Raw genomic sequence first — 22,807 nt, forward strand, 5'->3', positions numbered from 1 at the left:
TCCCCGTTTTGTTCCTTTCCTGCTATAAGATGTGGTTCCATCCCGCAAGACCCACCGTTTCTTGAGCAGGACGCGTCCCCATGTCCCTCGATCTCGCCTCATTGGCCCTTGGTTTCGTCGCGGCGCTGGTCGTGGCCCTGGTCGCCGCCCGCGTGGCGGGGGCGGGCGCTCGCGCGGCGCAAGGGGAGCGGCTGGCGATGCTGGAGGCCGACCTGGCCGACCTGCGCGCGGCCAAGGCCGAAGCCGACCGCCGCCTGGCGGTGGAGGGCGAACGGGCCTCGCGCGTGCCTCTGCTGGAACGCGACCTGGCGGCGGTGCGGGAGGAGGGGGCCCGCCTCAGCCAGGCGCTGGCGGCGTCCAAGGAGGCGCTGGCGCGCGAGCTGCGGCAGGCGGAAGAGAAGATGGCCCTGCTGACCCAGGCTCGCGAGACCATGGCCAAGGAGTTCAAGGTCCTGGCCGACGAGGTCATGACCCGCCACGGCGAAACCTTCGCCAAGCAGAACCGCGCCCAACTGGACGGCCTGCTGGCCCCCTTGCGCGACCGCATGGTGGAGTTCCAGCAGGGCCTGCAACTGGCCCATACGGAAAGCGCCAAGGATCGCGCGGCGCTGGCGCAGCAGATCCGCCAGCTGACCGACACCAGCGCCCGCATGACCAGCGAGACGCACAACCTGACCCAGGCGCTGAAGGGCAAGGCCCAGACCCAGGGCGCCTGGGGTGAGATGATCCTGTCCACCATCCTGGAACGCTCCGGCCTGCGCGAGGGCGAGGAGTATGTGACCCAGGAAAGCCGCACGGACGCCGATGGCGGCCGCCTGCGCCCCGACGTGGTGGTCAACCTGCCGGGCGGGCAGCGGGTGGTGATCGACGCCAAGGTCTCGCTGACCGCGTTCGAGGCGCACGTGAACGCGGAGGATGAGGTGGCGCGCATGGCGGCGCTGGCCCGCCACGTCGTTTCCCTGCGCACCCACATCAAGACCCTGGGCTCCAAGGACTATACCGGCGCCGTGGGCAGCGGCCTGGATTACGTGCTGATGTTCGTGCCCATCGAGGGCGCGCTGGCGGTGGCGGTGCAGGAGGATCCGGCGCTTACGGCCTACGCCGCCGACATGAACGTGGCCATCGCCACCCCCACCACCCTGATGGTGGCGCTGCGCACCGTGGCCAACGTCTGGCAGGTGGAACGCCGTAACCGCAACGCCGAGGCCATCGCCGACCGCGCCGGCAAGCTGTACGACAAGTTCGTCGGCTTCCTGGAGGACATGCGCAGCCTGGGCACCCAGCTGGACCGCGTGCAGAAGAGCTACAGTGGCGCCATGACCAAGCTCAGCACCGGCACCGGCAACCTGGTGCGCCAGGTGGAGCAGCTGAAGGACATGGGCGCCAAAACCTCCAAGGCCATCCCCGTTGACCTGCGCGAAGATGGGCTGGAGGACAAGGCGGCGGCCTTGGAAGCCGCCGGCGCCCTCTCCCTGACCTGACAAAACCTGTCTCGCCGCCGTGGCATGACGCCGTTCGCAGTACGCTGTGCAAGGCTTGACAGCGTTGTCTCAATCGATGATCATCAGGCTAATCGACCAGGGGTTGTGGCGACGCGCCCGGCCCGGCGAAAAAGCACCAGGGATTGGAATCGCGCCTATGGCATCGGGACGACACCGCACGCTTTCATCCGGCCGCTGACAGGGCGGCGGGCGCGTCCGTGATCGCGGCGGACGCCATGGTGAGGGGTGGTCCCGGGCCCCAGGGAAGGGGGGGTGGTTCTCCCAGAGCCCCCCGGCAGACGGCCGCGTTGGCCTTGGGGATTCAGTCTGGGCACCCCCAAGGCGGCGCGGCCGTCTTTTTTCGACGGCGCGCGGTTTTTAAAGCGCAGGGTTGCGGCGCTCCGCCCGTATCAGCACTGCCGGAACGTCCTCCGGCGTCGCCGGGGATCCCGCCCATGACCAGCCTTATCGCCAGCCTGACGCGTCGTCTGAACGACCGGGGCCGGGGCATTGACCTGGCGGTGCTGGTGGTCGTTTCCGCCTTCCTGACCCTGGTGGTGCTGAGCGCCGCGCCTGAGGCGACGGTCGACGAGGCCACCGCCGCGCCTGTCGCCCCGGCACAGCTGGCGGTTGGCCAGCCCGGGCGCTGATCCCTCCGCGGGATCGGCCGGCTTTACCAAGCCGGGGCCGCTTGCCCGCCGGTCTTAAAGATACGTCTTCCCGAAGAAATACAGTGTCATCGCCACGCCGGTGACGATGACGAAGCGGCGGACCTGTTCGCCGGGCAGCTGGCGGGCCACGGCGGCACCCAGATAACCGCCGGCGATGGCGGAGACCATCATGACCAGGGCCGGGGCCCAGACCACGCGTCCGCTGAGGGCGAAGGTCACCGTCGCGATGGCGTTCAGGCTGCCGCTCAGCAGGGTCTTCCACGCATTCATGGCGTGCATGTCGCGCAGGCCGAACAGGGTCATGGCCGCCATGGACAGGATGCCCACGCCGCCGCCGTAATAGCCGCCATAGATGGCGATGACGAACTGGCAGCACAGCAGGGCGGTGGGCGTCAGACGCACGCTGTCCTGCAACAGGCCGGCCAGGCGGCGGCCGAAGGCGAAGACCAGGGTGGCCATCAGCAGCAGCCAGGGCACCAGCGCCACGAACACGCTTTCGGGCGTCCACAGCAGCAGCAGCGCGCCGGCCACGCTGCCCACCAGGCTGACGGCCACCATGGGCACCATGCCCACGCCCTGGATGGGCTGGAACTCCCGCCGGTAGGCGTAGACGCTGGCGAACGATCCGGGAAACAGGGCGACGGTGTTGGTGGCGTTGGCCGTCACCGGCGGCAGGCCGGCGAACACCAGGGCCGGGAAGCCCAGGAAACTGCCGCCGCCGGCGACGGCGTTCAGGGCGCCGGCCACGAAGGCGGCCGCGATCAGCAAGGCCCAAGTCCAGGGATCCATCGGATGTCCGGTGCGGTTGGTGGCGGGCGCCCCCGCGACCGCCGCCCCGTTCCCGGGCGGTCTCGTCAGGGGGTAGGGGCCGGCATCGCGTCGTGCAGCACGCGGTAGAGCTGGAACCCCTTGCCCTCATGAACCAGGTCGGCCAGGCCCGTCAACTCCCGATGTCCGTGTTCAGTGTTCAGGACGATGACGTAGTCGTAGTCCCGCTGCCAGTCCTGCCAGAAATAGGTGCCGGGGGGCAGGGGATTGGTCACGGCCTTCACCATCTCGCCCGTGCTGGGCGGGTCGCCGTCCTCGCGGTCCACACGCTCGGTGTAGGCGGGCTTCACGGTCAGGATCTGCTTGCCGGCTACGCTGAAGGCGGTGCTGACCAGGCTTTGGCGGTCGATGATGGCCAGGCAGGGCGCATGGCTGAAGGCGGCGTTGAAGTTGACGTCGCCCGTGGGCACCGTCGCCTCCGCCACCAGGATGGTGGACCCGGGCTCCACCGCCGCCATGGACGCGCGCATGTCCTTGTAGACCTGGCTCAGGGGCAGCCAGTCGCCGATCATGACCACGCTGCGGGCCACGATGATGGCCAGGATGGCGGCCAGGGCGGTCATGCGGCCCAGGCGGCTGCGGAATTCGAACCGCACGAAGCCCAGGCCCAGGAACAGCAGCGCCACCGGCAGCCGCTCGTCCGCATAGGCCGAGCCGAACAGGATGGTGGGCATGGCGACGTAGGTCACGGCGCCGGTGGCCAGCAGCATCCAGCCGGCGGTGTGCAGGTGCATGCGCCGGGTGGCCAGCAGGGCGGCGACCACGGCCAGGCCCGCCAGGCCCAGCGGCACCTCCCAATTCTCATGGAAGGTGGTGACCAGGAAGCGCAGGCCCTCGCCCTTGCCCACCCAGCTCCACACCACCTGGTCGGCCAGGCCCATGGTGGGGCTGGCCGCCAACAGGGGCAGGATCGCCAGGAAGGGCAGGCCCATCAGGCCCAGGTGGCGCAGCGCCTGACGCCAGGGCCGGCGCAGCAGGCCCGGCGCCTCCAGGCAGAAGATGGCCATGCCATAGAGGCCGACAGCGAACAGATGGCAGACGAACAGCACCAGCACCGTGGCGGTGGACGCCGCCAGGCGCTGCAGGTGCGACCGGCGGCGCAGCGACAGGCGGATGGCCGTGCCCCACAGCGCCAGGCCGATGCCGAACAGGAAGTTGGTGAAGCCCAGCAGGAAGATGCCGTTGTACATGAAGGCCATGGCGAGCAGCGCGTTGGCGCCGCCGGGGCCATGCTCCGCCCGGTGCAGGGCGCGGTGCAGGGCCCAGGTGCCGGTGACGATGCTGACGATGATGGCGGCGATGAACAGCTTGCCGGCGGCGAACACGCCCACGACCTTGACCATGGGCGGTGTCACCAGGTCCATGGCCAGGTTGGGGATGACCTGCCAGTCGATGGCGTAGAAGCGTTGCAGCAGCGGTTCCTGCCCCAGGTGCGCGATGATATCCATGCGCGCCAGATGGTTGGCGTAGTCCGTCAGCGGTGGCACCAGCACGAAAAACAGCGGGGCCAGGACCACCGCCAAGGCGAGCAGGCCCAGCACCGTCGCCACGGGCAGGTCCAAGCTACGGTGGCGGGCATCGCTGCGCGCGTCGGCATCCAGGGCAACCATCATCCCTGCCAATTAACAGGGCGCTCTCGCAGCGCACAAGACAATCAAAAGGCACACGGCCAGCGAAAGGGGAATATGGGATCCCCCGTTTATGCTGGCGCTACACTTTGCCTCAGTCCGCGCTGTCCTGGAACGGCGGCGGTGTCGCCTGCCATTGTTGGATGGCAAGGGCGGCGCGGGTTTGCCGGGATGGCGCCGGCTTGGGCGACACCCGCTTAAAATTTTTGATGCGCTGTCGTTTTGTGATTCCCGGCTTGTGTCACGGGCACGATTCCCCTAACGAAGCAGGCTAACGACGGCGCCGGCCCCGGTGGGGTGCGGCGACCATGATGGACAACAGGTGGGCATATCCGCCGTGACGGCCCCAGGGGAACCCGACGGGGTGGGGCCGGCGGCAAGAGGGCAGCGCGGGCGTGAAGGGGCGGGCCGCATCCCGGTTGGGGATGCCCGGGCGCGCCCGTTCCGCAGGGGCCGCGGGATAGGCACCAATTTTTCCAAGGATTTGGGCATGCAGGCACAGGTCACGGCACGCGTTCGGCATCCGGTGGGTTTCTGGTTCGTCTTCTGGGGTGAGTTGGCCGAGCGCGCCTGCTACTACGGCATGCGGACGTTGCTGGCGCTCTACATCACCTCGCAGCTGGGCTTCTCGGACAGCGACGCGGCCACCGTCATCCAGATTTTCATGGCGTCCTGCTACGCCCTGCCGCTCATCGGCGGCGTCATCGCCGACCGTTGGCTGGGCCGTTATCCCACCATCATCTTTTTCTCATTCCCCTACATCTTCGGGCAGGTGGTCCTGGGCTTCGCCAGCAGCCCATGGATGCTGTACGCCAGCCTGGCGATGCTGGCCATGGGTGCTGGCGCCATCAAACCCAACGTCAGCCCCATGATGGCCCGCATGTACCAGGAACAGGGCAAGGAAGCCCTGATGGACAAGGCCTTCAGCTACTTCTACGTGGCCATCAACATCGGCGGCTTCGTCACCTCCTACGCGCTGCCCTGGGTCCGCGACAAGGCGGGCTACCAGGTGGCGCTGATGCTGCCGGCGGCCCTGATGGCGGTGGCCCTCGTGGTGTTCGCCGCCGGCAAGCGCTTCTACCCGCAGGAAAACGCCGCCGACCGAGCCGCGGCCCGGGCCAAGGCCGGCCAGCCCGCCGCCGGCATGACGCCGGAGGAACGCACGCGCCTGGTGCGCATGCTGCTGGGCTTCCCCATGATCTTGGTGTTCTGGATGGCCTATGACCAGACGGCCACCACCTGGGTGTTCTTCGCCCGCGACTACATCGACCTGAACCTGTGGCCCTTCGGCTTCGACCTGACGCCGGACCAGCTTCAGGCGGTCAACCCGCTGATGATCATCCTGCTGACCCCCATCTTCAACGCCTTCTGGGGCTGGGTGGACCGCCGCCGGGGCACGCTGACCCCGGCGCGCATCAAGGTGTTCGTGGGCTTTGGCATCACCGGCCTGTCCATCGCCATCATGGCGCTGGCCGGGTTGCTGGCCACCAAGGACCATCCGGTCAGCATCTGGTTCATGCTGGTATCCAACATCGTGCTGGGCTTCGGCGAGCTGTGCATCAGCATGATCGGTCTGCAGTGGGCCTATATGGAGGCGCCGGCCCGGCTGAAATCGTCCATCACGGCCGTGTTCTATTTCACGGTCTTCGCCGGCGACATGGTGGGCGGTCTGTATGTCCAGCTTTATGACCGCCTGTCGCCCTTCGCCTATTTCGGCGGCCAGGTGGCGCTGCTGATCTTGGCGGGCGCCGTCTTCTACGGCATCGCCCTGCGGCGCCAGCGGGTGCTGGCCGTGGCGTAAGCCGGGCCGCGGCGTCCGAAGCCGCGGCATCCGAAAAGAAAAGGCCGCCGTCCCCTGCCTGGGACAGCGGCCTTTTTCTTGGTCCCGCCGGTTGCGGCCCGCTTGAAATCACGCGGGCTTCAGGGGGGCTGGCGGCGCGCCCCGGAGGCTGGATCTGCCCCGGGGGTGTGGTCCCCGGTTCCTCGTTCAGGCAGGGTCACATTGCCCCGTGTCAGGCCGCGCCCGCCGTGGGGGTCGCCTCGGTCAGGCCGTTGTTCAGCGCCCAGATGGCGGCCTGGGTGCGGTTGTTGCAGTTGATCTTGCGCAGCAGGCTCTTCAGGTGGACCTTCACCGTCGCTTCGGTGATGTGCAGGCCGTTGGCGATCACCTTGTTGCTCTCACCCTTGACCAGGGCGCGCAGGATCTGCGTTTCCCGCATCGACAGGCCCTTGTGCGGGCCGCCGGCGCCGACGTTGCCGGCATGGTTCTGCTGGGTCAGCAGCAGGGCCAAGTCTGACGGGAACACCTTCTCCCCCAGCATGACCAGGTGCAACGACTGGATCAACGCGTTGGAAGACCGGTCCTTGGTCAGGTAGCCGTCGATGCCGGCCTCCAGCGCCATGCGCAGGCGCGGCGCGTCGAAGCCGTTGGTCAGGTAGACCAGGCGGGCCTCGGGGAATAGGCTGTGCAGCTGGTTGGCCGCCGCCCGGAATTCCCCCGCGTCCGTCACGTCGAACAGGACCAGGGCGATGCCACGGCCGGATGGCTTGGCACCGGATATATCATTTGGTGTGGGGGCGGACAGCTCCGCCCGGGCCGCCTCGACATCGCGCGCTTCGGAAACCACGCGAAAATCCTGCGGCAGCAGTTGTCTTAAGCCCTGACGGAACAGGGTACTCGGGTCAATCACCAGAACATCATGGGTGGCCATGATCCAAACCTCCGACGCAGATGCAACTAGATCGGAGTGTTTAATATTGGCTCTTTCGGACCATTAGACAACCCTCACTTGTGTCCGGTCGCTTTAGTCCTTTCGCGTACCCAACCCGCGTTAGCTAGCCAGGAATAGCCGGGAAGACGCTCGAAAGGGATAGATGGGTCAGCGGCGGTAGCGCTTTTCCTGCATAATCTCCAGTTGCAGCTGCTGGATCTCGGTGAGCCGCTTCCACTGCCGCTGGATGAGATAATCAATTTTTTCGTGCAGGTGCCGGATCTCCAATTCCGCCTTGAGGTTGACGCGGTAGTCGTTCTCCGACCGCAGGCGGTCCTTGGCCTCCTGCCGCTTCTGGCTCATCATGATGATGGGCGCCTGGATGGCCGCCAGGCAGGACAGGATCAGGTTAAGCAGGATGAAGGGGTAGGGATCGAAAGACTTATCCCCTTGGAAGCTGCTGACGATCATCCAGACGATGAGGAAGGCGCCAAAGGTGAGGATGAAGGTCCAGCTGCCGCCGAAGCTGGCCAGATGGTCCGACATGCGCTCGCCCAGGGTACGCTCCTCGGCGTAGCCTTCCTCGATGTTCTCGGCCAGGGTCTCGTGGGTGGCGATGCTTTCGGCCACCTGGCGATCCAGTTCCGTCAGTTCGCCCTTTTCCTGCTGCAGCAGCTCCTCGACATACAGGGAGCGATAGCGGGCCACCACGCCGCGGCTGACCAGGGCGTCGGGCGGCAGGCCCGGATGGTCACGGCGGATGCGCACGGCCAGGCTGGGACGCAGGGTGTCCAGGCTGATCAGGTCGCGCTTGGGGCGCAGCTTGCCCGTGACGCCGCAGGCCACGCGCTTGCCGCTGGCGGGCGCCGTGCCGTCCAACGGCGGGCCGCCGTCCAACCCGGGCTCTTCCTCCGTGCCATCGAGGCCGTCGTCGTCGCCGCCCTCATCGCCCAGGTCGATGTCGGCCAACTCCTCCGCCTCGGCCGCCAGCACGGCGGCGATGGGGTCGTCCTGATCCGTGTCGCGCGCCGGCCGCGCCGCGGTCTCGTCCTGCGGGTTCATGCCACCACGCCCCTCATCCATCGCACTTCGTCCTCTCGATCCGGCTTTCGATCCGGTGTCACGTCTCAGGCCGTTTTGGCCCAGCATCCGCCGGGGCGCAACCTAAACGCTGACATTCGTTTCTATAACCGAACTATGACAATTTTCCGCGATCACCATAGGGGAAGATGTGTTCCGACCGACCGACCCCTGTGCGCAAGTGTCGCGGGCAAAGAAAAACCCCGCCGGCGAACCGGCGGGGTTTCCTTGGAACAGATGTCTTCCCCGAAGGGAGGCCACCTTAGAAGGTGAACTGGACGCGGCCGCCCAGGGACTGCCAGTTGTCGCCCACCTGGGTGTTGTTGGTGGCGGAAGAGTACTTCTTCAGGTCGATGAACTGGTAGTCCAGCATGAAGCGGACGTTGCTGGTCATGTACCAATTCAGGCCCAGGGTCCACACTTCCTGCTGGCCGCCGCGCACGCGGTTGGCGGTGTTGGTGGCCCAGGTGTCGGAGTTCAGGTTCAGGAAGCTGTAGCGTGCCACGGCTTCCCAGGTGCCCCACTGGCCGGCACCGGGGTTCAGGGGCTTGTCCACCGTCGGGGAGCTGAAGGCGCCCTGGTTGGCGACGTAGTTGCGCTTCTGGCCGGTCAGGACCCAGCCCGCTTCGGCGTAGTAGCCGAAGAAGCTCGGGTCGTTGGTGGCCGTGGACAGGTCCTTACGGCGCTTCACGTCGATCTGGTAGCCTTCGCCCTGGGCCCAGAAGCTGTCGTAGCGGGCGGCCAGTTCGCCGCCGTAGATCGCGACGCTGTCGGCGTTGATGTTGCCGGTGTTCAGGATGGCGCCCAGGCCGCCGTAGCGGTTTTCCGGACGTTCCGACAGGGCCAGCACGTGCGAACCGGCGGCGTTCACGCCGTTGGTCTGCGGCGGGGCGTACATGTAGCCGACGTCGCCACCGATGTGGACGATGGTGTGCTCATCGTTGATCGGACGGAACGCGGCGCGGGCGAACGCGGCCTTCTGGTCGTCGGCGACGCCGGTCACGGCGCTGGAGGTGACCGAGGCGGTCGCGCCACTGGTGCTGGTCAGCACGGTGGTGCTGCCGAACGGGCTGGTGTTGACGTTGGCGCCCGTCAGGTACACGTCGGCGAAGTAGTTGTCGCCGAAGGTGCGCACGCCGGCCGACAGGCGGCCTTCGCTGGCGATCAGGCCGGTGACGACGTTGGTGATGCCGGGACGTTCCAGCAGGCCGATGTCGTTCGAGCTGATGCTGTCTTCAAAGGTGATGGCCGGCTGCATGGCGCCGACGTCGATCAGCCAGCCCTTGTAGCCGGTGTAGGTCAGCTGCGCGGTCTGCAGGCGGCCGGACTGGTTGAAGCGGCCGGGGAAGTCGGCCGTCACGTTGTAGGTGAAGTCGTTGAAGGCCTTGCCGGCGAAGCCGATGTAGGCGCGACGGAAGTTGAAACCGTCGGTGATGTCCTTGTTGGCCCGGTTGTCGGGGTTCTTGGCATCCTGGAAGTTATAGCCGTAATCCAGGTGGATGCGGCCGACGGGCTGGAAGCTGAACGCCTTGTCCGCGGACGTGAAGGTGGGCACGCCGTTGGGGAAGGTGATGCTGGGCAGGTTCGCCGTGGCGGCGGTGGCCGAGGTGGCGGCCTTCTCGGCGGCGGCCTTGGACTCAGCGGCCGCCTTGTTGGCGGCGTCGGTCTGGGCCGAAATCGCCTGCAACTGCGCCTGCAGCGCCTGGATCTGCTTGTTCAGGGCGTCGATCTGCGCCTGGGTGGCCAGCGGGGTGGCGGCGGCGGCGGCAGTGGCGGAGGCGGCGTTCGACTTCTTGGTCTCAGCAGCGGAGGCGCCGGCGGCGGCGAAAGCCACGCCCAGCACCGTGCTAGCGAGCAACACGGTCTTCAGGTTCATTCCTAGATTCTCCCATCATCCGGTCTACGGCATGCCGCCCAATCCCGGGGTTTCGGGGCCGACGTCACGCGTTTGGAGCGTTTGGGCTGCGGCCCTAACGAAGCGCTCGGTAGCAATATAGCATGACAGCGAGACTGCTAAAGGTTGACAGATTTATGAAAGGGTCTGGCTGTGGCGCCGATGCAACAGTTTCGAGTCGGGCGTTTTAGGGGGCTTAAAGTAAGGCGGGGCAACAAATTGGGGACTACGGCAGTAGAGTTCGGACAGGGGCGGCGCCCGGTGAAAAAGAGGGCGGGCCGATCGACTGCATCTATAGTGTTGTGAATAGGGCGCACCCTGGGGCCTGCTTATGGCGACCGTCGGCGTGCCGCCATGGCGGAGAAAAAACGGCGGCGGGCCGCGCATCCGCCGACTCTTGAAAAGAAATTGAGAATCAGCGTTGACTCAGGGGAACCGCCGGGTTGTGGCTTGTGTTGCCGCGGCGCGCCAGCGCCGCCGGCCGGTACGGGGCGTGAACGAGGGGGCGGGCTGCGACAAAACGCCCACGGTTTCACAAAACTGTAACAGAGTCGTCACCAAAGGTTCAGGACCCGGAATCTAGGGTCCGCCCGTCGAGACGGGATCAGGAAGCGGTCGCGGGGGCATACCCCTGGGCGGACCGGCCGGGGCCCCGAGACGGTCGACTAAGACGTTCCAACCCGTGGGGGAATCCCGTGAACTTTCAACCGAAGAACCTGCTGAAGGGCATGGTTGCCGCCGCGGCCGCGGTGGTGATGGTGGGCGCCGCCCAGGCTGCCGACATCAGCGGCGCCGGCGCCACCTTCCCGTACCCCATCTACGCCAAGTGGGCCGAGGCCTATAAGGCCAAGACCGGCGTGGGCCTGAACTACCAGTCCATCGGTTCCGGCGGCGGCATCAAGCAGATCAAGGCGAAGACGGTCACGTTCGGCGCCTCCGACATGCCCCTGAAGGCTGAAGAGCTGAAGGAAGCCGGCCTGCAGCAGTTCCCGATGATCATGGGCGGCGTCGTCCCGGTCGTGAACGTGAAGGGCATCGCCCCCGGCCAGATCCAGCTGGACGGCCCGACCATCGCCAAGATCTACCTGGGCCAGATCGCCTCTTGGAACGACCCGGCCATCAAGGCGCAGAACCCCGGCCTGAACCTGCCGAACACCTCCATCGTCCCGGTGTACCGTTCCGACGGGTCGGGCACGAACTTCCTGTGGACCACCTACCTGTCCAAGGAAGACAAGGAATTCGCCGAGCGCGTCGGCGCCAACACCTCGGTGCAGTGGGCCGCCGGCCTGGGCGCCAAGGGCAATGAAGGCGTCGCCAACATGGTGAAGCTGACCGACGGCGCCATCGGCTACGTCGAGTACGCCTACGCCAAGCAGAACAGCCTGACCTTCACCAAGCTGAAGAACCACGACGGCAAGGTCGTCAGCCCGGAGATCAAGGCCTTCCAGGCCGCCGCCGCCGGCGCCGACTGGGCCAACGCCCCGGGCTTCTACCTGGTGCTGGTCGACCAGCCGGGTGCCGACAGCTGGCCGATCACCGGCGCCAGCTTCATCCTGGTCTACAGCCAGCCGCAGGACGGTGCCGCCGTCGCCGAGGCCCTGAAGTTCTTCGACTGGGCCTACAACAACGGCCAGGCCGCCGCCGAGCAGCTGGACTACGTCCCGATGCCGGCCGCCGTGGTCGCCCAGGTCCAGAAGTCCTGGGCCACGGTCAAGACCGCCGACGGCAAGCCCGTCTGGTCGAAGTAAGAGTCCTCGGGTAAAAGGAAGCGCCCGCGGGGCTTCGGCCCCGGGGACGAAGGTTGGGAGAGGGGTCGCCTACGGCTCCTCTCCCTCTTTGTCGGCTTCCTTGATGAACATCCGGGTTTTTTAGGTCATCGCGTTTCAGGTTATCGCAGGGCCTACGGCCGGAGGGGTGCTTTGGTGGACATGGCGGTAAAGGCATCGGACATCAGCGCGGAAAGTCCGCGGGCGCGCACGCAGCGCCGCAACGACCTTCTGTTTCGCGGCGCCACCCTATTCTTCGCCCTCCTGGTGCTGACGCTCCTGGGTGGTGTCATCATCTCGCTCATTCATGGCGCGTTGCCGGCCCTGAAGGCCTTCGGCTTCGGCTTCGTCACGACCGAGATCTGGAATCCGGTGACGGAGAAGTTCGGCGCCCTGGCGCCCATCTACGGCACGCTGGTCACCTCGGCCATCGCCATGCTGGTGGGCGTGCCCGTCAGCTTCGGCATCGCCATCTTCCTGACCGAGCTGTGCCCCGCCTGGGCCAAGCGGCCCATCGGCATCGCGGTGGAACTGCTGGCCGGCATCCCCAGCATCATCTACGGCATCTGGGGCCTGTTCGTGTTCGCGCCCTTCCTGCAGCGGACCGTGCAGCCCTTCCTGATCAACACGCTGGGCACCATCCCGGGCATCGGCGCCTGGTTCAAGGGTCCGCCCTACGGCATCGGCGTGCTGACGGCCGGCCTGATCCTGGCCATCATGATCCTGCCCTTCATCACCTCCATCACCCGCGACGTGTTCGAGACCATGCCCGCCATGTTGCGCGAGAGCGCCTACGGCCTGGGCGCCACGACGTGGGAGGTGGTGCGCGACATCACCATCCCATACACCCGTGTGGGCCTGGTGGGCGGCGTCATGCTGGGCCTGGGCCGCGCGCTGGGTGAGACCATGGCCGTGACCTTCGTCATCGGCAACTCGCACCACATCGCGTCCTCGCTGCTGGCGCCGGGCACCACCATCTCGGCCGCCATCGCCAACGAGTTCACCGAGGCGGTGGGCGACACCTACACCTCCTCCCTGATCGCGCTGGGCCTGGTGCTCTTCGTGATCACCTTCATCGTGCTGTCGCTGGCCAAGCTGATGCTGGTGCGCATGAACCGCAAGGCGGGGACCTGATCCATGGCCATCACCGACACCTCCCCCCCGGCACCAACTTCGCGATGGGCCGCTACAGGCGCCGCAAGGTTGGCAACACCATCACCATGGGCCTGGCCGTGGGCGCCGCCGTCTTCGGCCTGCTGTGGCTGGTCTGGATCCTGGCGGTCCTGCTGATCAACGGCCTCAGCGCCATCAGCGTCGGCATGTTCACCCAGATGACGCCGCCGCCCGGCAGCGCCGGCGGCCTGCTGAACGCCATCTTCGGCAGCATCGTCATGACGGTGCTGGGCATGGTGATCGGCACGCCCATCGGCATCATGGCCGGCACCTACATGGCCGAATACGGCAAGGGCACGAAGCTGGCCGAGGTGACGCGCTTCATCAACGACATCCTGCTGTCGGCGCCCTCCATCATCGTCGGCCTGTTCATCTACACCATCGTCGTGGTCCCCATGGGCCACTTCTCCGCCTGGGCGGGCTCCATCTCGCTGGCCGTGCTGGTCATCCCCGTGGTGGTGCGCACGACCGAGGACATGCTGAACCTGGTCCCCGGCTCCCTGCGCGAGGCCGCCGCCGCCCTGGGCGCGCCGCGCTGGAAGGTCATCGTGCAGGTGACCTACCGCGCCGCCCGCAGCGGCATCATGACCGGCATCCTGCTGGCCGTGGCCCGCATCAGCGGCGAGACGGCGCCCCTGCTGTTCACCGCGCTGAACAACCAGTTCTGGAGCGTCAACATGAACGCTCCCATGGCGAACCTGCCGGTCACCATCTTCCAGTTCGCGCTCAGCCCCTATGAGGACTGGCAGCGGCTGGCTTGGGGCGGTTCGCTCATCATCACGGTCGCCATCCTCGCGCTCAACATCGGCGCCCGCATGCTCGCTTCCATCGGCACCAAGAAAGGCCAGTGATCCCCATGACCGCGCTTTCCATGACGGCGGAACAGTCCCAGGCGGCCCTCGCCACCGATGGCGACATGCGCGAGAAGATCAGTGTCCGCAACCTGAACTTCTACTACGGCGGCTTCCACGCCCTGCGTAACATCAACCTGCCGCTGTTCGACAAGCGGGTGACGGCCTTCATCGGCCCGTCCGGCTGCGGCAAGTCCACGCTGCTGCGCATCCTGAACCGCATCTACGACCTCTACCCCAACCAGCGGGCCGAGGGCGAGGTGCTGCTGGACGGCGAGAACCTGCTGTCGCCCAAGCAGGACCTGAACCTGCTGCGCGCCCGCGTCGGCATGGTGTTCCAGAAGCCGACGCCCTTCCCCATGTCGATTTACGACAACGTCGCCTACGGCATTCGGCTGTATGAGAAGCTGAGCCGCGCCGACATGGACGTGCGCGTGGAAGAGGCCCTGCGCAAGACCGCGCTGTGGACCGAGGTCAAGGACAAGCTGCGCCAGAGCGGCCTGTCGCTGTCCGGCGGCCAGCAGCAGCGCCTGTGCATCGCCCGCGCCGTGGCCGTGCGCCCGGCCGTGCTGCTGCTGGACGAGCCGACCTCGGCGCTGGACCCCATCTCCACCTCCAAGATCGAGGAGTTGGTGGATGAGCTGAAGCCCGACTACTGCATCGCCATCGTCACGCACAACATGCAGCAGGCGGCCCGCGTCTCCGACTTCACTGCCTTCATGTACCTGGGCGAGCTGGTGGAATACGGCGCCACCGACACCATCTTCACCGCGCCCAAGGAAGAGAAGACCGAGCAGTACATCACGGGCCGCTTCGGCTGATCCGGCGGCGGGCCATGATGCGGGATTGAGGGGCGGCGTCCTGGGGGATGGCCGCCCTTTTCCATAGAAGCGCCGCTTTTATCGTCCATATCGGGCCGGTCCCCTGCTATCACCCTTGTCCTGACCGGACGCGGCCCCATTTCCCCGATACCATGGATACCTTCCCGCCTTCCCCGCAGACACCGGCCGCGCCCTCCGGCCCGGAGTCCGCACCGGAGGCGGGGGCGGATGGGACGGCCGCGGGCGCCCTGGGCTCCACCCACGGACCGCAACAAGGTGGCCCGCGCCGGCGCGCCGGCCGCCGCCTGCCGGTGGTCTGGCGGGCCCTGACCCACGCCCTGACGCCCAAGGGCCTGCGCTCCTCCGAACTGTCGCTGGCCTTGCTCAGCGTGCCGGTGGGCATCGGCGTGGGCCTGGCGGTGGCGGGGCTGCACGCCCTGGTCCTGGCGCTGCACAGCCTGGCCTTCAAGGTGCCGTTCGGCGATCACATCAGCAGCGCGCTGTTCATCCCGTCCAGCCTGGCGCTGGCGGCACCCGTGGTGGGCGGCGCCCTGCTGGCGGGCCTGGGCCTGCTGTTCCGCCGCGCCCGCGACACCGTCGACCCCATCGAGGCCAACGCCCTGTATGGCGGTCGCATGTCCCTGCGCGACAGCCTGCGCCTGACCCTGTCCATCGTCGTGTCGCATGGTGCCGGCGGCTCGGTGGGGATGGAGGCGGCCTTCACCCAGACCGGCGCCGGCCTGGCGTCCAACTTCGGCCGGCGGCTGAACCTGCGGCGCAACGATCTGCGCACCCTGGTGGGCTGCGGGGCGGCGGCGGCCATCTCCGCCGCCTTCACCGCCCCCCTGGCCGGCGCCTTCTACGCGTTCGAACTGGTCATCGGCACCTACACCCTGGCCACGCTGGCGCCCGTCTGCGTGGCCGCCGTGGTCGCCAACCAGGTGGCGCAGATGGCGCTGAACCGCCCGGCCCTGTTCATCCTGGCCGAACCGCCGGTCATCCGGGGCGGCGATTTCGCGACCTTCCTGCTGGTCGGCCTGGCCGCCGGGGCCCTGGCCATCCTGACCATGCAGGCTGTTACGTATGCGGAACGACTATTCCGCCAGCTGCCCATTCCCCGCGCGCTGCACCCGATTCTGGGCGGCCTGTTGCTGGGTCCCATGGCCCTGGTGCTGCCGGGCGTGCTGGGCGGCGGGCAGGGCGCCCTGCAATACGGCTTCGACCATGGCTACGGCCTGGGCCTGGCCTTCGTGATGCTGGTGGCCAAGGTGGTGGCGTCCGCCCTGTGCCTGGGCGCGGGCTTCCGTGGTGGCCTGTTCAGCGCGTCGCTGCTGCTGGGCAGCCTGTTCGGCAGCATGGTGTCGGACATCGGCACAATGCTGCCCTGGGACCTGGTGGCCCAGCGCTCCGCCGTCATGCTGGTGGGCATGGGGTCCTTCGCCGCCGCCGTGGTGGGCGCGCCCGTGACCATGGTGCTGCTGGTGCTGGAGCTGACGGGCGACCTGCGCGCCTCGGCCGGCGTGCTCATGGGCGTCATCGCCTCCACCCTGCTGGTGCGCGAGACCTTCGGCTACTCCTTCGCCACCTGGCGCTTCCACCAGCGCGGCGTGCAGATCCGGGGCGGTCACGACATCGGCTGGGTCAAGGACATGACCGTGGGCCGGCTGATGCGCGGCGACCCCAAGACGGTGCCGGCCGACATCACCCTGGGCGCCCTGCGCGGCCACTACCCGCCCGGCAGCGCCAAGACGGTGTTCGCCCTGGACCCCAACGGCGCCTTCGCCGGCCGGGTGGACATGAACGCCGTGCACGATCCCCAGCACGAGCTGCCGGCCGACCAGCGGGCGGCGGAACTGGCGCGCGACCGCGAGCATTTCCTGCTGCCCGACCAGTCGGTGCGCATGGCCTTGCAGCGCTTCGCCGACTGGGATGCCGACAGCCTGCCGGTGGTGGAGGGGGTCAGCAGCCGCCGCGTCGTCGGTTACCTGACCGAGGCCTACGCCCTGCGCCGCTATTCGCAGGAGCTGGAGCGGCGGCGTGGTGACGAACTGGGCGTGCGTGACCTGTTCGGCGGGGTTTGACACCCTATTTTTCCTGAACCCCGTCGCGGTAGACGGGGGATAGGTCGCCTTAGGCGTTGCGCCCGGTGCGCCGATGTTGCATCACGGGGGCGGCCCCATGTTCAGTGCGGCGTCCGCGCCCGGAACCCTCCGGGGTGCCGCCTGCCTTACTTCTCAGGGATAGTCCGCATTGTTCGATGATTTCGGCGTGTTGATCCGGGGTATCGTCCTGGGATTGGCCATCGCGGCGCCGGTCGGCCCCATCGGGCTGCTGTGCATTCGGCGGACGGTGGAGCGGGGCATCATCGCGGGTCTCGCCACCGGCTTCGGCTCCGCCCTGGCCGACGGCTTCTTCGGCGGCGTGGCGGCCTTCGGCGTCAACGCCATCCTGGAAGCCCTGTTGGGCCATGTGAAGGAACTGCGCCTGATTGGCGGCATCTTCCTGCTGGGGGCCGCCATCCATTCCTTGCTGAAGGAACCGCACGAGCGCAAGAACGCGCCGCCCGACGCCGGCAACCTGATCGGCTCGGTCGGCACCGGCCTGTTCCTGACGGTGACCAACCCCATCACCATCATGGGCATCATCACGGTGGTTGTGGGCTTCGGCGGCGCCCTGGACCATGCCAAGGCCGGCACCATGACCCTGGGCGTGTTCCTGGGCTCGCTGACCTGGTGGTCCATCCTGTGCGGCGGCACCTTCCTCATCCGCCACCACTTCACCCCGCGCCTGGTCCTGTGGGTCAACCGGGGCACCGGCGTGGTGCTGGGGGTGGTGGGCCTGATGGCCCTGCTCAGCTTCTTCTCCCTGGTGCCAGAGAACCTGCAGGATCTGGTCGGGGCATTTATTAGTAAGTAGGGCCCGAACGGAATGTGGCCGCTTGGCTGGCGGTATGGGTTTATAGCGAAGCCCGGTATTTTCGCTGAGCATCCTGACCGGTGATCACCTTCAACTGTGGTGGGCCACCCCCCGCGCGTTCGCTTTGCGGATGGGTCAGCTCCCAAAGCCGTCCATCCCCCGGATCACGATAGAGGACGTCCCAGCCGCTGGGATCCCTGTCCATCTCAACAAGGACGGTGCCGGTGAGATCCATGATCCGCTTGCAGACGTCGTCCGGGGTGACCCTGTCGTTCTTCAGAACCCACTGGCCCGCAAGAACTGTTTCGGACGGTGCGAGAGATATCCAGGGTGTGACCTCCATCAATAATCCCACTGGTACTTCAGGCCCACGGTGTCGTCCGTGCTGCCGACGGCGCCGTTCAGGCGCAGGCGGGAGGTCAAGGCGTATTCCAGGGTGACGTTGGTGCCCGTACCCCCCACCGACTGGCTGACGCCGACATAGGTGCGGCTGTTGATGTAGCGGCCGGCGGTGACCGTGCCGAAGGCGCTGGAGCCCACGGCGGCGCTGGAGAATTCCAGCCGGTCGATGCCCAGGTTGCGCTTCACGTTGTCCAGGATGCCCGGGCCGCTGCCCAGCACGCCCGACAGCTGGGCCACGCCCTGCGCCAGCTGCAAGGCCTCCAGCGCGCTGATCTGGCTGATGGGCCGGTCGAACAGCAGGCGGGACAGCACCTCGTCCTGCGGGCGGGGCGGGTCCGAGGTCAGGGCCACGGTGGGCTTGGACAGGCGGCCGGTGATGTTCAGGATGGCCGTGAAGTCCGCCTTGGTGGAGGAGGCGGAAATGTCCAGCAAGGGGTCGCTGTCGCCGGTGAAGGTGATGTCGCTCTTGGTCAGGGTGAAGGTCTGGCCCTGGGCGCTGAAATCGCCCTTCACCAGATAGACCCGGCCGGTCAGCTGCGGGTCGGCGCTGGTGCCGCGCGCCTGCATGTCGGCGGCGAACTCCGCCGTCAGGCCCCGGCCCTGGACGTAGATGCGGTTGCGCGCCTTGATGTCCACCTTCAAATGCACCAGCAGCCCGCCGCCGGCGGCCGACATCTGCCCCTGGGGCTGGCGCGGCCGGCCGTTGACGTAGCGCACCGGCAGGTCGGCCACGTCGGCCGGCGGCTTGTCGGGCAGGCCCACCCAGGTCTCGCGCAGCCGCACGGTGCCGGCCAGGTCCGGCTTGTTCATCAGGCCCTTCAGCGTCAGGTCGCTGTCCACCCAGGCGGTGATGGGGTCGGTGCGCAGCAGGCGGGCGTTGGTGGTGGTGACGTGCAGGTCCAGCAGGGGCGCTTTCTCCTGCGCGTTGGGATCGCCCAGGTTGACGCGGCCGCTCAAGTCCACGGCACCGCCGTCGGCCGTGTCGCCGTGGAACCTCTCCACCGCCAGGCCGCGCGCGTCGCCCACCAGATGGGCGTTCAGGCCGAAGATCTGGGTGCCGGTGCCGCCGTTCTCATACTTGGCGTCGATCAGGTCGACCGAACCGGTGACCTTGGGATCCGCCACCGTGCCGGCCACCGCCAGGTCCACCGAGACCTTGCCGCCCATACGCTGGGCCGAGGCCGCCAGGAAGTCGTTGTAGCGCGACAGCTCCGTCCGGCCGTTGATCTTGGCGCTGACCGGCCCCTCCATCACCGGCGACATCGTTTCCGGGTTCAGGGCCAGGGGCGTGTCGGCCTCGGCGTTCAGGTCCACGGCGCCGTCGGCGGTATGGGCCGCCAGGGTGCTGCGCAGCCGCCCGCCGCGCCAGGCGGCCGTCAGCGTGGCGTCGGCGTTCAGGCGCCGGTCGGCGCTGTTCTTGACCTCCAGGGTCTTTTTCTTGGCCGGGGTGGTGTCGGCGCCGGTGGCGTTGGCCGGGTTGTTGGCGACGGTCGCGCTGACGGCCGGCTTGCCGCCGGGGCCACCCTCGGGTGCCGCCCCCGGCGCCTCGGTGGCGCCGCTGTCCAGGGTCACGGCCAGCTGCTGCATGGACAGGCCGCGGATGCTGACGGTGGCGTCGGCCGTGGGGTTGGCGGCGGTGCCGCTGGCAGTGACCTTGGCGTCCAGGGTGCCGGCCAGGGTCAGCGCCGGGTCGGCCAGGGCGGCCAGCGCCAGCGGCAGGGCCGTCGCCTCCACTTGCGCCGTCACCTCCTTGCCGTTCAGCGCCAGGTCGGCACGGATGCGGCCGGTGCCCAGCGCCACGTCCAGGCCCTGCACCGCCACGCTGCCCTTGGCCACGGTGATGGTGGCCGGGGCGGCCAGCTTCAGGGTGGTTTGGTCCAGGCGGCCGTCCAGCTGGTCCAGCCGCACCACCGTGGACGCCCCCCTCGCTTCCTTTGCCGACTTGGGTGACTTCGGCTCCGGCGCCTGGGTCAGGTGACCGGCGCTTTCCACCTGGAAGGCGCGGTGGCGGCCCACGCTTCCCACGCCGGTGGTGCCGTCCAGGGCCAGGGTGATGTCGCCCTCGCCCAGGGTGCCGCGCCAGGCGGCGGTCACCTTGTTGACCAGCACCTGGCCGGCCTCGATGCCGTCGGCCGCCAGGGTGACATTGGGGCGGGGGCTGCCCAGCACGTCGTCGACATGGCCGGTCAGCGTGGCCTGGTGGATGCGCTGATCTTCCACCACCAGTTCGTCCAGCACCACCTTCAGGTCCACGCCTTGGGTGGCGCCCCTGGCGGGTGCCGGCGCGGGCGGGGGCGCGGGCTGCCCCTTCTTGGGCTTGGCCGGGCGGGTGGCGCGCGCGGGCGCCGGGGCGGCCGCGGTGGCGCCCAGCACGATGTCGGCCTTGGCGCGGCCGGCCAGGCGCGTGCCGGCCAGGGCGCCCAGGCTGGACAGGTCGGGGAAGGTGGCGGCCAGCTTGCCGGTGGCCAGCCGCCGGTCCAGGTCGGCGTCCAGCCCGCCCTCCAGCTTGTTGGGGCCCAAGGCCGCCGCCAGGTCGCGCACGGTCAGGCGGGGGCCCGTCTTGACCACATGGGCGGCCACGCTGGCCGGATTGCCCACCACCTGGCCGCTGCCCTTCAGGTCGGCCGTCAGGGTGTTGTCCTTCAGCGTGACGTTGCCCGCCAGATCGACGGCGCCGGTGCGCACGGTCAGCGGGGTGACCGCCACGTCCTTGCCGTCCAGGGTGGCGCGCACCTTGCCGTTGATCTCCGCCCGGCCGGCCAGCAGCGCGTCCTCCGTCGGCTGGCCGGTGCGCAGGTCCGTCGCCTGGACGGACAGCGTGCCCTCGGCCACCCCGTCGGCCACCGTGCCCTCCACCGCCACCGCCACATGGCCGGTGATGATGTCCTCCGGCGCCGGCTTCGCGCCGGGCGGCGGCTCCTTGCCGTCGCCGCCCCCCACGTTGGCCAGGGCCATCAGCGTGGCCAGCTCGCCATCGGCCAGCTTCAGGCTGCCCTTGGCCTGGCGGCCCCAGGCCTGGGCGCTGCCGCTGCCGGTCAGGTGGCCGATGCCGCCCGTGAGGTCCAGCTTGTCCACCTGGATGTTGCCGCTGGCGCGGTCCAGCGCGCCGGCCAGGGCCAGGTCGGCATGGTCGGCCAGGGCCGGGGGCAGGCCGGGCGCGTTCAGGCCCTGCAGCTTGGACGTCAGGTCCAGCAGCAGGCGGGTGCCGTCCTCCTGCAGCCGGGTGGTGGCGGTCAGGTGGCGCACATGGGCGTCGTTGTAGCCCAGTTCCTCCACCGTCAGGTCGGCGGTCACCACGCGCTGCTTCTTGGCGCCGGCCTTGCCCGCCGCCGGGTCGGTGGTGTGCAGCACGGCGTCCAGCCTGCCCAGCGCCAGGCCGGGCACGGCGGGGGACAAGGCCTCCGGCGCCGCCGGCACCAGTTGCAGGGTCAGGTCGCCGGCCTTGTCCTTCAGGCTGCCCTTGGCCGTGACACGACCGAAGGCGGCGCTCAAATCCAGGCTTTCCAGGGTGATGGTGCCGTCATCGGCCAGGGTGGCGGCCGTCTGCAGGGTGGCGGCATCGCCGGCCATCCACGCCAAATTGTCGGCCAGCAGGCGGCCGGGGGCGGCCTTCAGGTCCAGGGTGACGCGCTTCGCCTTGCCCTTGGGCCGGGCCAGGCCGACGTCAGCCACCAGGGCCACGGCGCGCGGGGTGATGGTGCCGCCGTCGGCGGCCTTGGCCGGCTGCGGCGTCTCCTTCAGGTCCAGGTGGGCCTGGAACCGGTCCAACGGGCCGCTGCCCGTCAGGTCCAGGGTCAGCGGTCCCAGTTCGGGATGGCCGGCCAGGCGGGCGACCAGGCCGCCAGCCTCCTCCTGCCCCCGCAGCTCCACGGTCAGGCTGCCGGGGCTGGTCAGGCCGGGCGCGGTGAAGCGGGCGGTCAGCTCGCCATGGGCGGCCCCGCCGTCCAGCTGGGTCAGGGTCAGGCGGCTGTCGCCGTCCAGGGTGGGGCCCAGCCGCACCGTGCCGCTGGTGGACAGCGCCGCCCCCTGGCCGCCCGCCAGGCTGGCCGCCAATTCGATGCGCGGCAGATCCAGGCGGGCCACGGTGATGCTGAAGGGCAGGGTCAGGGGATTGGCGTCGTCCTTGACCGTGCCGTCCGGCGGCGGCTCCAGCGCGGGGGCCGGCTGGGCCACCCAGATGCGCCGCGCGCTGAGCGCGTCCACAGCCAGTTCACGGTGGGCCAAGGGCAGCAGCCGCCAGTCCAGCGCCGCGTCCTCCACCAGCAGCCAGGGCTTGCCCGTGACCAGATCCACCAGGGTGGCGCGCGCCACCCGGGGATGGAAGGGCAGGCCCGACAGGCCCTCCACCTTCAGGCCGGGCACATTGGTCTCCGCCTGGCGGGTGGCGAAGGCGCGGCCGGAGCCTGTGTCCATCCACCACAGCCCGATGCCCGCCGCGGCGGCCAGGCCGGCGACGATACCCAGGATGGCGAAGGCCGCGACGTGGCCGGCCGACAGCAGGCGGCGTCCCCAGGAGCGATGCGGCGGGCGAGTCGGCGGTGCGGGGGCGGGACCGGGCGGTGGGGGGGTGTCGGACATGCCGGGT

General features: G+C 68.6%; 16 protein-coding genes. 9 read left to right on the forward strand and 7 right to left on the reverse strand.

Features of this window, described 5'->3' with window-relative positions:
* Nucleotides 1–80 precede the first annotated feature (80 nt).
* The gene (locus tag UAJ10_RS13350) at nucleotides 81–1,481 is read left to right on the forward strand and encodes a DNA recombination protein RmuC (RefSeq protein ID WP_322915794.1); all 1,401 of its coding nucleotides are present in this window, start codon (nucleotides 81–83) and stop codon (nucleotides 1,479–1,481) included.
* Between the two features lie 455 nt (nucleotides 1,482–1,936).
* Complete coding sequence (locus tag UAJ10_RS13355; protein WP_322915795.1) at nucleotides 1,937–2,131, forward strand: hypothetical protein; 195 nt, start codon at nucleotides 1,937–1,939, stop codon at nucleotides 2,129–2,131.
* A 54-nt stretch (nucleotides 2,132–2,185) separates the two neighbouring features.
* Here the strand turns inward: UAJ10_RS13355 and UAJ10_RS13360 are convergent, their stop codons facing one another.
* Nucleotides 2,186–2,941, reverse strand: coding sequence for a sulfite exporter TauE/SafE family protein (locus UAJ10_RS13360; RefSeq protein WP_322915796.1), 756 nt, complete (start codon nucleotides 2,939–2,941; stop codon nucleotides 2,186–2,188).
* Nucleotides 2,942–3,006: 65 nt separating this feature from the next.
* Nucleotides 3,007–4,593: a DUF2339 domain-containing protein gene (locus UAJ10_RS13365; protein ID WP_322915797.1), complete on the reverse strand. Its 1,587-nt coding sequence runs from the start codon at nucleotides 4,591–4,593 to the stop codon at nucleotides 3,007–3,009.
* A gap of 505 nt (nucleotides 4,594–5,098) precedes the next feature.
* On the opposite strand from UAJ10_RS13365, the gene UAJ10_RS13370 reads away from it, so the two are divergent.
* Nucleotides 5,099–6,409 (forward strand): peptide MFS transporter, encoded by a 1,311-nt coding sequence (locus UAJ10_RS13370; RefSeq protein ID WP_322915798.1) that lies wholly within the window; start codon nucleotides 5,099–5,101, stop codon nucleotides 6,407–6,409.
* A 211-nt stretch (nucleotides 6,410–6,620) separates the two neighbouring features.
* Here UAJ10_RS13370 and UAJ10_RS13375 read toward each other — a convergent pair whose 3' ends face one another.
* From UAJ10_RS13375 to UAJ10_RS13385, 3 genes are all read right to left on the reverse strand, one after another.
* Nucleotides 6,621–7,319: a response regulator transcription factor gene (locus tag UAJ10_RS13375; RefSeq protein ID WP_322915799.1), complete on the reverse strand. Its 699-nt coding sequence runs from the start codon at nucleotides 7,317–7,319 to the stop codon at nucleotides 6,621–6,623.
* Between the two features lie 168 nt (nucleotides 7,320–7,487).
* On the reverse strand, nucleotides 7,488–8,402 hold the full coding sequence (locus tag UAJ10_RS13380) for a DUF1003 domain-containing protein (RefSeq protein ID WP_322915800.1): 915 nt from the start codon (nucleotides 8,400–8,402) through the stop codon (nucleotides 7,488–7,490).
* A gap of 259 nt (nucleotides 8,403–8,661) precedes the next feature.
* Nucleotides 8,662–10,275, reverse strand: a complete 1,614-nt coding sequence (locus UAJ10_RS13385; RefSeq protein WP_322915801.1) for an OprO/OprP family phosphate-selective porin — start codon at nucleotides 10,273–10,275, stop codon at nucleotides 8,662–8,664.
* A gap of 713 nt (nucleotides 10,276–10,988) precedes the next feature.
* On the opposite strand from UAJ10_RS13385, the gene pstS reads away from it, so the two are divergent.
* From pstS to UAJ10_RS13415, 6 genes are all read left to right on the forward strand, one after another.
* Nucleotides 10,989–12,041 carry a phosphate ABC transporter substrate-binding protein PstS gene (gene pstS, locus UAJ10_RS13390; protein ID WP_322915802.1) on the forward strand — a complete coding sequence of 351 codons (1,053 nt, stop codon included), beginning with the start codon at nucleotides 10,989–10,991 and terminating at the stop codon, nucleotides 12,039–12,041.
* A gap of 180 nt (nucleotides 12,042–12,221) precedes the next feature.
* Nucleotides 12,222–13,193, forward strand: coding sequence for a phosphate ABC transporter permease subunit PstC (gene pstC, locus UAJ10_RS13395; RefSeq protein WP_322917321.1), 972 nt, complete (start codon nucleotides 12,222–12,224; stop codon nucleotides 13,191–13,193).
* A gap of 44 nt (nucleotides 13,194–13,237) precedes the next feature.
* On the forward strand, nucleotides 13,238–14,083 hold the full coding sequence (pstA, locus tag UAJ10_RS13400; protein ID WP_322915803.1) for a phosphate ABC transporter permease PstA: 846 nt from the start codon (nucleotides 13,238–13,240) through the stop codon (nucleotides 14,081–14,083).
* A gap of 5 nt (nucleotides 14,084–14,088) precedes the next feature.
* Nucleotides 14,089–14,904 (forward strand): phosphate ABC transporter ATP-binding protein PstB, encoded by an 816-nt coding sequence (gene pstB, locus UAJ10_RS13405; protein WP_040843855.1) that lies wholly within the window; start codon nucleotides 14,089–14,091, stop codon nucleotides 14,902–14,904.
* A gap of 152 nt (nucleotides 14,905–15,056) precedes the next feature.
* Nucleotides 15,057–16,985, forward strand: coding sequence for a chloride channel protein (locus UAJ10_RS13410; protein WP_322915804.1), 1,929 nt, complete (start codon nucleotides 15,057–15,059; stop codon nucleotides 16,983–16,985).
* 169 nt (nucleotides 16,986–17,154) lie between these two features.
* Nucleotides 17,155–17,820 (forward strand): LysE/ArgO family amino acid transporter, encoded by a 666-nt coding sequence (locus tag UAJ10_RS13415; RefSeq protein WP_322915805.1) that lies wholly within the window; start codon nucleotides 17,155–17,157, stop codon nucleotides 17,818–17,820.
* Nucleotides 17,821–17,860: 40 nt separating this feature from the next.
* Here UAJ10_RS13415 and UAJ10_RS13420 read toward each other — a convergent pair whose 3' ends face one another.
* Nucleotides 17,861–18,163 carry an Imm27 family immunity protein gene (locus UAJ10_RS13420; RefSeq protein ID WP_322915806.1) on the reverse strand — a complete coding sequence of 101 codons (303 nt, stop codon included), beginning with the start codon at nucleotides 18,161–18,163 and terminating at the stop codon, nucleotides 17,861–17,863.
* A complete protein-coding gene (locus UAJ10_RS13425) occupies nucleotides 18,163–22,800 on the reverse strand; it encodes a translocation/assembly module TamB domain-containing protein (RefSeq protein WP_322915807.1) in 4,638 nt (1,545 codons plus the stop codon). The genes UAJ10_RS13420 and UAJ10_RS13425 overlap by 1 nt, the downstream gene beginning before the upstream one ends.
* Between the last annotated feature and the right edge of the window lie 7 nt (nucleotides 22,801–22,807).

Source organism: Nitrospirillum guaranorum, assembly GCF_034653275.1.
In the GTDB taxonomy this organism is placed as follows: domain Bacteria; phylum Pseudomonadota; class Alphaproteobacteria; order Azospirillales; family Azospirillaceae; genus Nitrospirillum.

What these genes read in the sequence shown, in the direction of transcription:
- UAJ10_RS13350 (WP_322915794.1), top strand. Translation starts at nt 81, where the DNA reads ATGTCCCTCGATCTCGCCTCATTGGCCCTTGGTTTCGTCGCGGCGCTG.
- UAJ10_RS13355 (WP_322915795.1), top strand. Translation starts at nt 1,937, where the DNA reads ATGACCAGCCTTATCGCCAGCCTGACGCGTCGTCTGAACGACCGGGGC.
- UAJ10_RS13360 (WP_322915796.1), bottom strand. Translation starts at nt 2,941, where the DNA reads ATGGATCCCTGGACTTGGGCCTTGCTGATCGCGGCCGCCTTCGTGGCC.
- UAJ10_RS13365 (WP_322915797.1), bottom strand. Translation starts at nt 4,593, where the DNA reads ATGATGGTTGCCCTGGATGCCGACGCGCGCAGCGATGCCCGCCACCGT.
- UAJ10_RS13370 (WP_322915798.1), top strand. Translation starts at nt 5,099, where the DNA reads ATGCAGGCACAGGTCACGGCACGCGTTCGGCATCCGGTGGGTTTCTGG.
- UAJ10_RS13375 (WP_322915799.1), bottom strand. Translation starts at nt 7,319, where the DNA reads ATGGCCACCCATGATGTTCTGGTGATTGACCCGAGTACCCTGTTCCGT.
- UAJ10_RS13380 (WP_322915800.1), bottom strand. Translation starts at nt 8,402, where the DNA reads ATGGATGAGGGGCGTGGTGGCATGAACCCGCAGGACGAGACCGCGGCG.
- UAJ10_RS13385 (WP_322915801.1), bottom strand. Translation starts at nt 10,275, where the DNA reads ATGAACCTGAAGACCGTGTTGCTCGCTAGCACGGTGCTGGGCGTGGCT.
- pstC (WP_322917321.1), top strand. Translation starts at nt 12,222, where the DNA reads ATGGCGGTAAAGGCATCGGACATCAGCGCGGAAAGTCCGCGGGCGCGC.
- pstA (WP_322915803.1), top strand. Translation starts at nt 13,238, where the DNA reads ATGGGCCGCTACAGGCGCCGCAAGGTTGGCAACACCATCACCATGGGC.
- pstB (WP_040843855.1), top strand. Translation starts at nt 14,089, where the DNA reads ATGACCGCGCTTTCCATGACGGCGGAACAGTCCCAGGCGGCCCTCGCC.
- UAJ10_RS13410 (WP_322915804.1), top strand. Translation starts at nt 15,057, where the DNA reads ATGGATACCTTCCCGCCTTCCCCGCAGACACCGGCCGCGCCCTCCGGC.
- UAJ10_RS13420 (WP_322915806.1), bottom strand. Translation starts at nt 18,163, where the DNA reads ATGGAGGTCACACCCTGGATATCTCTCGCACCGTCCGAAACAGTTCTT.
- UAJ10_RS13425 (WP_322915807.1), bottom strand. Translation starts at nt 22,800, where the DNA reads ATGTCCGACACCCCCCCACCGCCCGGTCCCGCCCCCGCACCGCCGACT.